The following is a 15,897-nucleotide window of genomic DNA, read 5'->3' as shown; positions in this document are numbered from 1 at the left end:
GATGAAACAGATATATATTTTTCTCACTGGACTTGCATTTTTAAGCGTTGCCTGCGGTCCGGTTCAAAAAGAAAACCACGAAGAAGAACATCATCACGAAGCTGAAGGTGTGGTTGTGTTAACAACGCAACAGCAAAACGCCCTCGGCCTGAAGCTGGGACATATTCAAATGCGCAATCTGACCACTGTGGTAAAAACCAATGGTCAGCTAATGGTACCACCATCCGGCAGCGCTGAAGTCACGGCACTGTTTGGCGGCAACGTAAAAGAAATCGCTGTCTTTCATGGCGATAAGGTAAAAAAAGGACAATTACTGGCCCGGTTGATCCATCCGGATTACATCACCATACAGGAAAATTTTGCAGAAGCTGCCAGTAACCTTGAGTTTCAGAAAAAGGAGCTTGAACGCCAGCAGGAACTGTATGATAACAATGTGGGGTCTGGAAAGGCATTGCAACAAGCCACCTCCAATTACAACATAACCAAAGCAAAATACGAAGGACTCAAATCGCGGCTCGATCTGTTGAACATTGATCCTGACGATGTGCTGCACGGAAAAATATCGGGGTCCATTCAAATCCTGTCCCCCATAAATGGTTTTGTAAACGAGGTCAATATCAAATCCGGATCATACGTTGATGCCAGGGATATTATGTTTGAAATCACCGACAATGCCGACATTCATGCAGATTTCCTGGTGTATGAAAAAGATGTGCCTCGTGTTAAACCAGGACAGAAGATTCATTTCGATGTGGCCAATCAAACCGGAAAAGAGTACCTGGCTACTATTTTTGCAGTAGGGAAAGTGTTTGAACCGGAAACCAGAGCCGTACACATACATGCCACACTGGATGAACCTGATGAAAGCCTGATTCCGGGGCTGTATATTTCCGGACATATTCATACCGATGCTCAAAGTACGCCAGCTCTCCCCAACGATGCCATTGTAAGTGAAGGGACCAAATCCTTTATTTTTATAAAAGCAGATGAGGATGGCCATGCACACGAAGAGGAATGGACGGAATTTAAGATGATTGAAGTGATTGCGGGACGTCAGGACGGGGACTTCACCGGCATAAAGTTTATTGATTCTGTTCCTGAAAATGCAGAGGTAGTTCTGAATGCAGCCTATTATTTACTGGCTGATATGAATAAGGAAGAAACGGAACATGCACATTAATTGAAACCAGGGTTGTCCAGGATGCAACTGCATTTTGGGCAACCTCTTGATAAATATTGCTTCTATAAACTTAAAGTATTATTTTTAAATCAAATTTACCAAAACGAAATTGTTAATTTACAATTGTTTTTCTTATTATTTTTAACAGTAATACCTAACATGAAAAAGACCAAAGAAAGAATCTTCCTTGCGCCTACATTTTATTGGGGTGTTTCATTACCAGGTATATTATTATTATATGCTTCTATAAAACTTTGGCAAACCAATTTCCCCGGAGTTTTTACAATTCTCCTATTTTACATCAGTATAAATTTAATTCTAGCTTTGAAGTTTATCCAAATCGATTACAAAAATCAGAAAATCCGGTCAGAATTATCAGTTTATCCTTTTGGGTTTGGCAAATGGGAGTCCTTGTCTGGATATGATAAATTGGTTTTAACTTTTAAACACCATGTAAATAAATTCAGATTTGTAGCACCAAATGCTATTGGAATGGACAGAGACGTAAATTATCATCTTTATCAGGTTTACCTTATTGACACAAAAAACAAAAAAAGTATTCTTTTATCCAATAGTTCAAATATACCCGAAGCTCAAAAAGAATTAAAAATTTTGAAAGAAAAACTAAATATTGAAGTTGAGGATCGCATTCAGCAAACCTGGGATAAATACAGAAATAACAGAAGATAGTTTTTAACCATCCTTAAGAAAACCTGAAGCAAATCTTTAGAATCTCTTTAGATTTTCTTTGTTATTTTGAAGTATGAAAATCTTAGTGATTGAAGATGAGATTGATCTGTTACTTGCCATCAATAATTTCCTGGTAAAAGAAGAATACATATGTGAACTGGCAGAGAGTTATTCAAAGGCAGAAGAAAAGCTTTTTATTTATGAATACGATCTGATCCTTTTAGACATCTCCCTACCCGATGGCAATGGGTTGGACCTTCTTCGGATCATCAAACAAAAGCAAATAAAATCGGGTATTATTATCGTTTCAGCCAAAGATTCTCTGGATGATAAAGTCACGGGGCTGGATTTGGGTGCAGATGACTATCTGACCAAACCCTTTCAGTTTTCTGAACTTAACTCGCGTATTAAAGCCGTTTTAAGACGAAAACATTTTGATGGATCAGATACCATTTCCTTTAATGAAATATCCATTAACACCACCGGCAAAACAATAACCGTGGGTAATAATACCGTGGTTTTTACAAAAAAAGAGTTTGAGTTGCTGCTGTATTTTATGGTGAATAAGAACCGGGTGTTGACCAAGGAATCCATCGCAGAGCATCTTTGGGGAGATAAAATTGATCTGGCTGACAGCTTCGATTTTATTTATACACACCTCAACAATATCCGCAGAAAAATTAAAAACGCCGGAGGTACAGACTATATCCAAACGGTATACGGCATGGGGTATAAATTTTCAGAAAAGTAAAAACATTTCATAAAAATGAATACCAGTACATCCCGAAATATAAAATTCCTGACAAAAGTAAACAGGAACTTTTTCATTATACTTACGATGGTTCTGATCCTGATTTCTTTAACAGGCTATTTTATACTACGCATCACCATTATACGCGGAGCTAAAGAAAATCTGCTTAATAAAGCAGATGCTATTGAAAAACTGATCAACGAAACAGGTTCACTCCCTAACCTGGAACCGGGTATAGAAACTAAACAGATATCTCATATAGAAACCACACAATCAGAATTCAACGTAATTTATATTTACAACGAACAGGAAGATGAAATGGAACCGTTTCTGGAATATTCCACACGGCTTGAAATAAACGGGAAATTCTATGCAATCAAGCTTCGCCAGGCAACTTTTGAATTTGAAGATCTCATTATCATTTTAACGATTACTTTATTTATTCTGCTTTTAACTGCGTTTTTAATCTCATATTTTATCAGTAAAAAAGTCAATAAAACTATATGGGTTCAGTTCGAAGATAATCTGTCTGCCATAGAACAATATAACTTCTCAGATAAATATCAGCTAACACTTAAAAAAACGCACATCGAAGAATTTGACCGGTTGAATAATGTCGTTGAGAATCTAACAGGAAAATTAAGATCTGATTATGATACATTGAAAGAGTTTACAGAAAATGCATCTCACGAATTACAGACTCCTTTGGCAACAATCAGTCTGAATCTTGAAGAGATTCTGCAACAGGATATGGATTCAGAATCGTTCCAAAAAATTGCCAGTGCAATGAATGCCATTAAAAAACTTTCCAGGCTGAACCAGAGTCTTTTATTACTTGCCAAGATTGAAAATCAACAATTTACAACAAAATCAACGGTTGATTTCAATGTGCTGATAAAACAAAAGACAGAAGAATTTTCAGTTTTATTTGATACCAGGTCCATTGAAATTACACTTCATGAAACAGGAAAATTCATGCATGAAATCAATGATCATCTTGCAGATATTTTATTCAACAATCTCTTTTCAAATGCCGTAAATCACAACTACAAAAATGGAAAAATCGTGATCAGCATCAGCGATCAACAGCTAAAAATATGTAATACGGGTGAACCTAATACGCTTAAAAACAACACTATCTTCAACCGGTTTTCCAAGGGGAATTCAAAGTCGTATGGTTTAGGCTTATCCATTGTGAAAAAGATTTGCGATACGCATCAACTTACAATAAAATATGTAAAAAATGATATGCACTGTTTCTTAATTGAAAAGTCAAACACCGTCAAATCATGAAATACATTTATCTGATATTCATACTATTGCTTTCCGCAACTTATACTAATTCACAAACACGGAATTTGTCATATTATCTGGAAAAGGCAAAGGAGAACAGCCCTCTTATTCACGAAACCAGAAACATGAATAAACTGCTTGACCTGAATATGGATCAGATACAAGCCGTATTAAGCAAACCGAAAGTCACTGCAGACATTAACGTATTGTTTGCTCCCATAATTAATCACAATGGAGTATCTGATAAATTTCAGTGGGTTTCGTCAGGAGCTAATAATTACTCGGGGTATGACCTGGCAGGAACAGATGGAGGGCAATACCAGGCTGTTGTAACCGTAAAACAACCTTTGTTCAACAAATCAAAACTTGATGCCTATCAAAATGACAACACCGTCTCTCATCAAATCAATGAAAATAAAATTGCATTGTCGGTGCATGAGGTTCAACAAATAGTTGGATACCAGTATCTGTTATGCATTCGCAGTCAAAAAGAAAAGAGGATTCAATTAGCACTAATTCGTGATCTTAAGGACCAGAAAAATACCTTACAAAAGCTGGTGGACAATGGGGTATATAAACAGACAGATCTGATGCTGCTTGATATCGAACTCAAAAATTACGCCATTGAATACACGAATCAGATATCAGCTTATCAGCAAAACCTCTACGATCTAAACCTTCTTTGTGGTATTAATGATACAACGCTGGTCAGCCTGACCGATACGGTTTATCATTTGCAACCTGATATCGAAGCACAGTCCGCATTTCTTACATCGTACAGACTTGATAGCATGAAATTATTAACTGAGCAGGATCTGTATGATCTGAAATACAAACCTCAGATAGATTTGTTTGGCAGTGCCGGTATGAACGCAGTTTATTTACCAGGTATAAACCGTCTTGGGTTTAGTACAGGATTATCATTTTCCATAACACTCTTTGATGGGAACCAACGTCATACAGAACATAATAAAACCCAAATACACCTGGAGTCTCTTCAATTCAAAAAGGAACAGTTTTTATCGAAATACCGGATGCAAAACAACGGGATACTGAACCGGATCAGGCTAAACAGAGAGCAACAACAACTTTTAGATGAACAGATCACGCAATACAAAACGATCTTAGACGCTTATAGCAAGGAGCTGTCTCAGGGAGAAACATCCATTATGGACATTAAAAATATTTACCGTGATATGGCTTCAAAAGAAAAGGATATGCTTCGATTAAAAACTGAAGAACAATTTTTGATCAATGCATATAATTACTGGAACTATTAAAAACAAGATTATGAAAAACCTATATAAACTGATTCTTTTAATAGTGACTATAACAGTGATTCCGGCCTGCAAAAATACGCCGAAACAAACGGATAATTCACAAAAGACTGTTAATGTAAAAGTCACCCGGATCAGGCAAGTGGATATCATCCAATACGCAGAGTATTACGGAAACACTGTGTATCTGAACAAAAACCGCCTAACTGCTCCCGTAACCGGATACATTACAGAGAATAAGTTATTCTTTGGGAAGAAGGTGCATCAAAATGATCTAATGTTCAAACTAGAAACACGGGAACAAAAAGCGTTGGGAAATTCATCACCTGCAAAACACATTGAAGTCCGTTCAAATGCAGATGGTTACATCTCGGAATTAAAGTTTAATAATACAGGTGATTTTGTTTCTGAAGGTGAAATGCTCTGTATTGTAACAGAAGACTCTCAGCCTGTAATCAGGGTTAATGTTCCGTTTGAGAAAGCCGGGAAAATAAAAAAAGATGATAATTGCGAGATAATCCTTGCGGATCAATCCATTATCTCAGGTAATGTTTACCGGATAATCCCAATGATTGAGGGTCAGGATCAAACTCAGGAAATAATGATAAAACCACAGACTAACAGAACCTTACCTGAAAACTTAAATGTAACGATCCGTTATATTGATGTACAGCATAAAGCCGCGACAGTTCTTCCCAAACAGGCTTTAATGACCAATGAAACACAAAGTGAATTCTGGGTGATGAAGGTTTCCGGCTCAACAGCGTTTAAAATACCTGTGAAAAAAGGTATAGAAACGGATAGTCTTATTGAAATAACCGAACCGCAATTCAACGACACTGATCTGATCATAACAGAAGGAAGTTACGAATTACCCGACAGTAGCAGTGTACATATTACGAAGTAAAAACATGGAAAAAATATTTGTAAAATATAAAAGTCCGGTTACTGTCATTTTAATTCTTCTACTGATTGGCGGCGTGTATTCATTTACGCACCTTAAAACATCCCTGTTCCCGAATATTACTTTTCCCAAAATAAAGATCATCGCCGAAAACGGAGAACAACCGGTGGATAAAATGATGGTGACCGTTACCAAACCCCTTGAAGATGCCGTAAAAAAAGTAGAAAATCTCAGTTTGATCCGAAGTACAACCAGCATGGGAAGCTGCGAAATCTCCGCATTTATGAACTGGGGATCGGATATTGATCTGGATAAACAGCAGGTAGAATCGAGGATCAATCAAATCCGGGATCTGTTACCTGCTGACCTGCATCTCACCATTGAAAAGATGAATCCGTCCATTTTACCGGTTATGGGTTATTCTTTGCAATCGGAGACTAAAAACCAGATTGAACTTAAGATGCTGGCCAATTATGTGATCAAACCATATTTATCAAGAATAAGCGGTGTTTCGTCGGTTGAGGTTATCGGAGGCAAGGATAAAGAGTACAGAATTGTACTGAATCAGCAAAAACTAAGACAACTTAACATTAGTCCGGCGGATATTGAAACGGCGATCCAAAATACGGGTTTTATTTCGTCAAACGGATACACCAACGATTATGACCGGCTTTATTTAACGGTAACTGATGCAACCATAAAAAACAAGGATCAGCTTGAAAAGCTGGTCATATTTGACGACGCCAAACGAAAAGTTACCGTTTCTGACATTGCAGTGGTTGAGATTGCTGAAAAAAATGAATACATAAAAATAAAAGCTGACGGACATAACGTCCCGCTTTTAGCAGTATTAAAACAACCCCAAAGTAACCTGATTGATGTTGCCGACCAGGTTCAAAACCAGGTTAAGGATCTTAATAAATTGCTTCCAAAAGGTGTTGTTCTGAAGCCATATTATAATCAATCAGAATTCGTAAGAACCAGTATCCGGAGCATTATCGACGTACTTTGGATCGGACTTTTGCTGGCCATCGTTGTTGTGATTATCTTTTTACGATCGGCAAAGGCGAGCACAGTCATCCTGATCACAATCCCCCTTACACTCGGATTAACGTTTACGGTATTAAATGCCATTGGCTTCGATCTGAACCTGATGACGATCGGTGCCATAGCTGCGTCCATCGGGCTGATAATTGACGATGCCATTATTGTAGTTGAGCAGATTCACCGAACACGGGAAGAGCATCCGGGGGAAAAATCCAAAAAACTTGTCGGAAAAGCCATCTCATTTTTGTTTCCTTCCATGGTTGGTTCATCACTCAGTACCATTGTTATTTTAATCCCATTTGAACTCATGTCGGGAGTAGCGGGAACCTATTTTAAAGTCCTGACCCAAACCATGATCATAACGCTGTTGTGTTCATTTCTGATTACATGGATCGGTCTGCCTGTAATTTATCTGTTGATTATCAGGCATCCTCTGGACAAAAACAAGATTAAACCTCATAAAGAAAAGACGCATAAATGGATCCGTTTCTTTATTATGCGCCCGTACATAAGTCTTGGATTTGTAGTCTTGCTCATTGTTGCTGTCATTGAGATTATTCCAAAACTTTCAACTGGTTTTCTGCCCGAAATGGACGAAGGATCAATTGTTTTGGATTATAACTCGCCTCCCGGAACATCTCTGGAGGAGACAGATCGTATCCTCAATGAAGTAGATCGCATTATTGAATCGGTTCCTGAGGTTAAAACCTATTCACGAAGAACCGGAACGCAAATGGGATTTTTTATTACTGAACCCAATCGCGGAGATTACCTCATTGAGCTGAAAAAGAACCGGAAGAAAACAACGGATGAAGTTTCTGATGAGATCCGAACCCAAATAGAAGCAACACTACCCATGCTTACGGTTGATTTTGGACAGGTAATTACGGATATGCTGGGCGATTTAATGAGCAGTGTTCAACCTATTGAAATTAAAATATTCGGTAGCGATCATATTAAACTGAAAGAGCTTTCAAAACAGGTGGCTGATTCTGTAGAAAAAGTTCAGGGTACGGCAGATGTTTTTGACGGTATCGTCGTCGCCGGTCCGGTCATCAGGATTCATCCGAAAGAAAGCGCACTCAAACAATTCGGTATGAGTACAACAGATTTTCAGCAACAAATGGAAATGCATATGGCCGGAATTGTAGTTGGCAGTATACCCGAAAAAGAACAACTTACCGATATCAGAATGATATTCCCCGGAAATAATCAGACATCTGTTGAGAGCATGAAACATTTTAACATCAGTACGCCTGACGGACAATTGCTTCCCGTTACAAGGTTTGCCGATTTCAGCATTGAAAGCGGTGTTTCGGAGATTGAACGGGAAAACCTGCAAACCATGGGTGTTGTAACTGCCCGTTTGAACAACAGGGACCTGGGAAGTGTGATGAGTGATATTCAGGCTAAACTGAAAGGTATTGCGCTTCCTCAGTCGTATCAGATTGTTTATGGTGGTTCATTCGCAGAACAGCAAAAATCTTTTTCTGAATTACTGTTAATATTGCTTTTGGGCGGACTGCTCGTATTCACTGTAATGTTATTTATGTTCAGGAATGTAAGAATTGCTTTTGCGGTCATATTCATCAGTATATTGGGTATTTCAGGAAGTCTTGCAGCTCTTTTTATCAGCGGAACGCCATTGAATGTTGGCAGTTACACCGGCCTTATCATGATCATTGGGATCATTGGTGAGAACTCCATCTTTACCATTCAGCAGTTCTTCAGTGAGCTCAAAAAAGCATCGTTCGACAACGCACTTTATTATGCCATTTCCACCCGATTGCGCCCAAAACTGATGACAGCAAGCGGCGCCATTGTTGCACTTACACCCCTGGCCTTAGGTTTAGGAACCGGAGCCCAAATGCATCAGCCCCTGGCAATTGCCGTTATAGGAGGTTTGGTTATGGCTTTGCCCTTGTTATTGATTGTACTTCCATCCCTGTTAAAACTGATTATTAAACATTAATTCATATTTGTAACTCATGAAATTTCTTTACGTTATCCTTTTTCTGTTTTGTGTTGGAATTGTATCTGCCCAGAAAGATTCGGCACAAATAAAGAAACACAACTTTATGACTTATTCTTCTCTTCAGTTCATGTACCAGAACGGACATGTTTTTGCAACCAATGATTTTTTAAGAGGTGCAAACATTGAAGCTGAGAAGATTAATGCCTACCAGGCCTTTGCACTGAAATTAGCCACCCAGACAACCGGAGAAAAACTGTGGCAGCAAATTTTTAATTATCCGTATTGGGGAGCCGGAATCTATACCGCCGACTTTTATAATCCTGAGGAGATTGGTAATCCAATTGCCATATACGGCTTTTTCAACGGCCCTTTTCACCGCTGGGAAAATCTCACGTTTAATTACGAAATTGGCTTTGGAGCAACGTTTAACTGGAAATCGTTTAATCCGGTTACCAATCAGTACAATGTGGCCATCGGTGCAGGTGAATCATTTTTACTGGATGCTGGAATGAACCTGGAATACTATCTGACGGATAAGATTGCTTTAAATGCAGGTTTCAGTCTCACCCACTTTTCAAATGGCGGCATGAAAAAACCAAATTTCGGATTGAACACGATTGCGCCCAGAGTAAGTGTGAAATATGATCTCCATGAAAGACCTGAGTTTATTCACCGGGAAGTACCGGATTTTACACCCAACAGTGAATGGCTGATCTCATTTTACGGTGGAGCCAAAAACGTGGTATTCGATAATGTAGATATCAATATTATGGAAAAGTATGAAGGTGTATTTTTTCCTGAGATAGGCTTTTCTTTGGGTTATAACCGTCGAATCAGCTACAAGTCAAAAATTGGCGCTGGTATGTCTTTTTCCTATGATGGCTCTATTGCGACTCAGGTAGCAGTAAACAATAATGAACTTGAAGCAGTAGACGGACCTTTTACCGATAAACTCATGATCAGTATTTATCCAACATATGAACTGGTTGCGAATCGTTTGTCGCTGGTTCTGCTGCCATCCTTTTATCTTTATCGTAAACATATTGATAATTTAACACCCGTGTTTCATCAAAAGGTTGGACTTAAATATTATCTGACGGACAAAATATTTGCAGGTATTACATTAAGAGCGTATAAGTTCCACGTGTCTGATTTTGTAGAATGGAATATAGGATACCGGTTTTACAGGAAGTAACAACACTTCAAATTTCCTTTAGAATCAAGCTTTACATTTGAGCATTACAAACTAAAATACAAATTATGAAATCAGTCACATTAACGATTGCCTTACTGGCAGCCTTAATGCTAAACGCTTGTGGTCAGCCAAAAGTAAAAGTACCTGAACAGGTTAAAACAGCATTTACAAAAAAATTCCCCAACGCAAAACATGTTGAGTGGGGAAAAGAATCAGAAACGGAATGGGAAGCTGAATTCAGAATAAACGGAATGGAATATTCTGCCAATTATGATGCTTCAGGAAAATGGCTCGAAACTGAATCAGAAATCAGCAAAAAAGATCTTCCTGAAAGTATAAAGAACACAATAACAAAAGATTTCAGCGGGTATAAAATGGACGAAGCCGAAATTTCAGAAACACGCGATGGCGTATTTTACGAAATAAAACTGGAAAAGAAGAACGAAGCTCTCGAAATCGTTTTTGACAAAAGCGGCAAAGTCATAAAACAAAAGAAAATTGATGAAGATGAGGAAGATAACGATTGATCGTTGCCCTTTAAAACCTGTACTTTTTGTATTGATTACATTTGCTTTACTTTCATTCCATGCCAAATCGTCGGCTCAGGTTAAGGACAGCACTACAATAAAATCACTTATTAAAACCGAAATATTGCCTGCTTCTCTTATTGGAGCAGGTAGTATCATCAGTGGTAGTTTGTTTGAAAAAAATCTGCAGACTAACCTCCGAAACACCGTAGGGAACAGCTATGAGTTCAGGATAGATGATTACATGCAATATGCCCCTGTTGCAGAACTTTACCTGGCTGATCTATGCGGAGTAAAAGCAAAAAACCATTGGTTTGATCAAACGAAATATCTTATTATATCCAATGTTATAACGGCATCAATTACACATGGTCTTAAATTTCTGACCCTGAAAACACGTCCAACCGGAGCACGATTTTCTTTCCCTTCGGGTCATACAACTCTTGCATTTACCAACGCTACCGTGTTATACCACGAATTCAACGAAACATCACCACTTCTGGCTTACAGTGGTTTTGCCTTCTCAACGGCAACAGCTTCATTCCGAATGATCAATAATAAACACTGGTTATCGGATGTTATGGTCGGAGCCGGAATTGGTTTACTGGTTACACATTTGGTATATCATTTTGAACCCTTAAAAAATTTCAATCCCTTTAAAAAAGATGCAAAAATTACTATTATTCCTCAGTTTGATGATCACAATCCTGGACTTTATGCAGTATACAGTTTCTAATTGAACCATAAACCTTATTCCGATTTTTTACTCTGTATTGCTTTCAACATTTAGGTGATTTCTAAAAAAGTGTTAATTTTGAATTTAGCATTATTAAATACACCAGCAAAAGATGAATATTGAAAGTTTACTTGACTATAATCCCATTCTACTGGCATTAGGAGCTACACTGTTTACCTGGGCGCTTACAGCACTTGGAGCCATGATGGTATTCTTTTTTAAATCGATAAATAAAAGAGTGCTGAACTCCATGCTTGGTTTTGCTGCAGGAGTTATGATTGCGGCCAGCTTCTGGTCCTTGTTGAAACCTGCCATAGAAATGTCTGAAGCCAATGGCGGATCATCCTGGGCACCGGCAGTTATAGGATTTTTGGCTGGTGGAGCTTTTCTGCTGATTGTTGATAAAATACTCCCTCATCTCCATTTGGGATTATCACGCGATAAAGCTGAAGGGATACATACCACATGGAAACGAAGTGTGCTGCTTGTTTTAGCGATCACCTTACATAACATACCTGAGGGACTGGCAGTTGGGGTAGCATTCGGGGCACTGGCTCACAATCCTGATCCTGCCCTTCTGATTGGAGCGGTTGCTCTTGCTATGGGTATTGGCTTGCAAAACTTTCCGGAAGGAGCAGCAGTATCTATACCCTTACGTCGGGAAGGTTTTTCAAGGCTAAAGGCATTCAACTACGGACAACTTTCCGGAATGGTTGAACCCATTGCCGGCGTGATTGGTGCATACCTGGTACTCTCCATGACACCTATTTTACCTTATGCCCTTGCATTTGCTGCCGGTGCCATGATCTTTGTGGTTGTAGAAGAACTGATTCCTGAATCTCAAACCGGTGACGAAACTGACTATTCTACCATTGGCGCCATGCTTGGATTTGCAACTATGATGTTACTGGATGTGGCATTGGGTTAAAAACATGACAATTATCATTCCGAACACTAAAATCCGATTTAATTACATATATACATATTTTTATTTGTTAAATTGATACTTGTTTTAATATATCTTTAATACGTTATTATTACTTCTAACATTAATTAATTTAATATTAATAATTAATTATTTCGTCAATCTGCCAATTATTGATTTAATAAAATGATATTTAATCCTTTTACACCTCATTTACCTTTATTCATCTATGTCAACATTATTAAATTAATGTAATACTAATATTCATAAATTACTAATTTGATTTTAACATCGGATATTTGTTTTTATTTAGATTTAATTCAAATTAAAACAAATGCCACATGAAAAAGAATCTTTTATTAATTACAGTATGTTTTCTTTTACCTCTTTGCCTTTTGGCTCAGAAACAAAAGGGAATTGAGTATTTTCCATTAATTGGAGAAAAAGCACCGGAATTCAAGGCTGAATCAACTCAGGGAAATTTGAACTTTCCCAAAGATTTTGGCAGCAGCTGGAAAATATTACTAAGCCATCCAGCAGATTTTACTCCTGTATGCACTTCTGAACTACTTGAGATGGCTCATGCCAGTTCTGATTTTGACAAATTGGGAGTAAAGATTGCTGTTGTGTCCACAGATAATATAGAAAGGCACAAATTGTGGGTTAAGTCCATGGAAGAATTAACGTATAAAGGCATCAGTAACACAAAATTTAATTTTCCATTATGCTCCGACCCACAATATTCTATATCCAGAAAATACGGAATGATACATCCAAATGTTAACAGCACAAAAAATGTGAGAGGCGTATTTATTATCGATCCAACTAATTCAATCAGGGCAATTATGTTTTATCCGATGGAAACAGGGCGAAATATTGAAGAAATTAAAAGAACTGTTTTAGCCTTACAAAAAAGTGATGATGATAAAGTTTTGACGCCCGCAAACTGGACAACGGGCGCTGATGTAATCATCCCTTTCAAAAATAACAGTATGGAACCTGATATGTCGAAGAAGAATTCTCCTGAACTTAGCAATGATCCTACTGCTTACGCAGTTTCATGGTACTTTATGCTGAAACCTGACAAATTCGTTTCTGCAAAAGAATAAAATACTTGATTTTAATTAAAATTGTTTGAACCCTTTTACAGACTGCTAATTCAAATCGGCAGTCTGTATTTTAATTTGATTCAGTGCATTTTCAACTTGTTCAACCGGTTGCAGACATCTACTATCCTGACACACATAGATTATGGTTTTGCCCTGAACCTGTCTGTTTTTAAGCAACGGAAGTGTACTGTTGCCATTTCCTCCGCAAAACAGCACATGTGGTAAATAATAGTGATCCATTTCCTTACGCACCTCAATTGCTTCTTTACCTGCAATTGCCACTTCAAACGGGTGTTGTGCAAACCATGCTTTCAAAATACACCAGTTGGCAAAATAGGCACCTGATCGCTGCATCTCTTTCTTAACACTGGTAAGCATGCGTTGAGCCATTTCAATAAACTCATTTTTCTCAAAATAGTGCCCCAGCATAAACAAATTTTTTGCCATAGCAGAATTTGAAGAAGGCATAACATTGTCAGTTACTTCATGGTTTCGGGCAATAAGTTTATGATCCATATCGGATGTATAGAAAAATATTCCCCCACTCTGATCGTAAAAGTGCTCAATTGCATATTCCGTGAAAGCCAGAGCTTCATCAATATAAAACTCATTGAAGGTTGCTGTATACATAGCTATCAGTGCATCAATCAAAAATGCATAGTCATCAAGGAAACCATTTATAGATGATATTCCATCTTTGTAATTCCTGTCAAGCCTGTAATCCTGTTTCTTCAGCTTCGATAATAAAAATGCAAGATTTCGTGTGGCAATTTCCAGGTAATGCGGATCATCGAAAACACGGTAAGCATCAATAAAACCTTTACACATTAGGGCGTTCCATGAAGTAAGAATCTTATCATCCAGCCCCGGTTTTTCCCTGTTTTCCCGTTCATCAAAAAGCAGTTCATTCACTTTCTTAATTTTCCGGTGCAAGGCTTTTACGGAGATACCAAATTCATCTGCCACCTCCTTGTCCGAAAAGGAACGATGTAATATGTTCAATCCGTCTTCCCAGTTTCCGGTTTCGGTAATGCCATAATACTTATATACAATGGGAGCAATGTCGCCAAGTAAATGATCTAACTCCTTCTTTGTCCAGCTATAATATTTACCCTCAACACCTCCACTGTCAGCATCAAGCGCTGAATAGAACCCACTTTCATGCGACATAAGTTCTTCTTCAACAAAATTCAGGGTTTGTAAAACAACGTTTTTATATTCATCCTTTTGTGCATTTTGGTAAGCATTAGCGTATAAACTTACCAGCTGACCATTATCATACAACATCTTTTCAAAATGTGGAACCTTCCAATCCTCATCGGTTGAATAACGTGCAAATCCACCTCCTAAATGATCATAAATTCCTCCCATAGCCATTTTATCCAAGGTCAGCATAACGGCTTCATTTGCTTCTTTATTTCCTGTTAAAAATGCGTAATGCATCAAAAACTGATAACTAACCGGCATGGGAAATTTAGGTGCACCCCGTGTTCCCCCTTTTTCAAGGTCAAGATGTTCTTTCCAGTTCTTAAAAATCGTATGCAGTTTTTCAAGCGAAAAAGATTCCAGATGTTGCACCGGTGTGACAATATCACTCTGAATAATTCCGTTTGTAAGATTCTCGGCATATTCCTCCATCTTTTCCGGATTCTTATCGGCAAAATCCACCAGCTGCTGTAACATATCAAGCCATTGTACCCTCGGGAAATAAGTTCCACCGTATACAGGTCTGCCATCCGGTAGAGCAATCACATTAAGCGGCCATCCTCCTCGTCCACTAATCAGCTGAACGGCACTCATGTAGATATGGTCAATGTCAGGTCGCTCTTCCCTGTCAACCTTTATGGGAATAAAATGTTTGTTCATGAAAGCTGCCACCTCTTTATTCTCGAAACTTTCATGTTCCATCACATGACACCAGTGACATGCCGAATAACCGATACTGATAATCAGCATTTTTTGTTCCTTTGCTGCTTTTTCCAAAGTTTCATTACTCCATGGATGCCAGTCCACGGGATTGTGCGCATGTTGCAGTAAATACGGACTGCTCTCACTAATAAGTTGGTTGGAATGAAGATGTACGTGCATAGTTATACAGCTTAATGTTTTTTTAGAAACAATCCGGTAAAATGTAAGTTGATGATTTTAAGTTTTTTTGAATTTTATAGTCACTCTGGTTTAAAGCTGTTAAATTTCAACAATTACATAAACCGGGATGTTGTTGGAGCGTAGTTAAATTTGGATATTACGACCTGCTAAAGTTTTTTATCAGACAATGAACCTTTATC

The 15,897-nt window shown here is 38.1% G+C and carries 13 protein-coding genes; 12 read left to right on the top strand and 1 reads right to left on the bottom strand.

Annotation, left to right across the window (positions count from 1 at the left end; all coding sequences use genetic code 11):
• The first annotated feature begins 1 nt into the window (after window position 1).
• The 12 genes from ACE1ET_RS11215 (at window position 2) to ACE1ET_RS11160 (ending at window position 13,609) form a co-directional block, all read left to right on the top strand.
• Window positions 2-1,180, top strand: coding sequence for an efflux RND transporter periplasmic adaptor subunit (locus ACE1ET_RS11215; protein ID WP_375728498.1), 1,179 nt, complete (start codon window positions 2-4; stop codon window positions 1,178-1,180).
• Window positions 1,181-1,339: 159 nt separating this feature from the next.
• On the top strand, window positions 1,340-1,870 hold the full coding sequence (locus ACE1ET_RS11210; RefSeq protein WP_375728497.1) for a hypothetical protein: 531 nt from the start codon (window positions 1,340-1,342) through the stop codon (window positions 1,868-1,870).
• A gap of 73 nt (window positions 1,871-1,943) precedes the next feature.
• Window positions 1,944-2,621: a response regulator transcription factor gene (locus tag ACE1ET_RS11205; protein ID WP_375728496.1), complete on the top strand. Its 678-nt coding sequence runs from the start codon at window positions 1,944-1,946 to the stop codon at window positions 2,619-2,621.
• Between the two features lie 15 nt (window positions 2,622-2,636).
• The gene (locus ACE1ET_RS11200; protein ID WP_375728495.1) at window positions 2,637-3,914 is read left to right on the top strand and encodes a sensor histidine kinase; all 1,278 of its coding nucleotides are present in this window, start codon (window positions 2,637-2,639) and stop codon (window positions 3,912-3,914) included.
• Complete coding sequence (locus ACE1ET_RS11195) at window positions 3,911-5,194, top strand: TolC family protein (RefSeq protein WP_375728494.1); 1,284 nt, start codon at window positions 3,911-3,913, stop codon at window positions 5,192-5,194. The genes ACE1ET_RS11200 and ACE1ET_RS11195 overlap by 4 nt, the downstream gene beginning before the upstream one ends.
• A 10-nt stretch (window positions 5,195-5,204) precedes the next feature.
• Window positions 5,205-6,098, top strand: coding sequence for an efflux RND transporter periplasmic adaptor subunit (locus tag ACE1ET_RS11190; protein WP_375728493.1), 894 nt, complete (start codon window positions 5,205-5,207; stop codon window positions 6,096-6,098).
• Between the two features lie 4 nt (window positions 6,099-6,102).
• Window positions 6,103-9,114 (top strand): efflux RND transporter permease subunit, encoded by a 3,012-nt coding sequence (locus ACE1ET_RS11185; protein ID WP_375728492.1) that lies wholly within the window; start codon window positions 6,103-6,105, stop codon window positions 9,112-9,114.
• A 16-nt stretch (window positions 9,115-9,130) separates the two neighbouring features.
• Window positions 9,131-10,312 (top strand): acyloxyacyl hydrolase, encoded by a 1,182-nt coding sequence (locus ACE1ET_RS11180; protein ID WP_375728491.1) that lies wholly within the window; start codon window positions 9,131-9,133, stop codon window positions 10,310-10,312.
• A 65-nt stretch (window positions 10,313-10,377) separates the two neighbouring features.
• Window positions 10,378-10,839, top strand: coding sequence for a PepSY-like domain-containing protein (locus tag ACE1ET_RS11175; RefSeq protein ID WP_375728490.1), 462 nt, complete (start codon window positions 10,378-10,380; stop codon window positions 10,837-10,839).
• Window positions 10,820-11,575: a phosphatase PAP2 family protein gene (locus tag ACE1ET_RS11170; RefSeq protein WP_375728489.1), complete on the top strand. Its 756-nt coding sequence runs from the start codon at window positions 10,820-10,822 to the stop codon at window positions 11,573-11,575. Before ACE1ET_RS11175 ends, ACE1ET_RS11170 begins: the two co-directional genes overlap by 20 nt.
• A gap of 112 nt (window positions 11,576-11,687) precedes the next feature.
• Window positions 11,688-12,503 carry a ZIP family metal transporter gene (locus ACE1ET_RS11165; protein WP_375728488.1) on the top strand — a complete coding sequence of 272 codons (816 nt, stop codon included), beginning with the start codon at window positions 11,688-11,690 and terminating at the stop codon, window positions 12,501-12,503.
• Window positions 12,504-12,841: 338 nt separating this feature from the next.
• Window positions 12,842-13,609 carry a peroxiredoxin gene (locus ACE1ET_RS11160; protein ID WP_375728487.1) on the top strand — a complete coding sequence of 256 codons (768 nt, stop codon included), beginning with the start codon at window positions 12,842-12,844 and terminating at the stop codon, window positions 13,607-13,609.
• 45 nt (window positions 13,610-13,654) lie between these two features.
• Here the strand turns inward: ACE1ET_RS11160 and ACE1ET_RS11155 are convergent, their stop codons facing one another.
• Window positions 13,655-15,697 (bottom strand): thioredoxin domain-containing protein, encoded by a 2,043-nt coding sequence (locus tag ACE1ET_RS11155; RefSeq protein ID WP_375728486.1) that lies wholly within the window; start codon window positions 15,695-15,697, stop codon window positions 13,655-13,657.
• Window positions 15,698-15,897: the final 200 nt, after the last annotated feature.

The sequence above is a fragment of the Quyinboa mangrovi genome (assembly GCF_042219825.1).
In the GTDB taxonomy this organism is placed as follows: Bacteria; Bacteroidota; Bacteroidia; order Bacteroidales; family UBA5342; genus JBHJHP01.
This window is presented reverse-complemented; position numbering and strand designations above follow the sequence as displayed.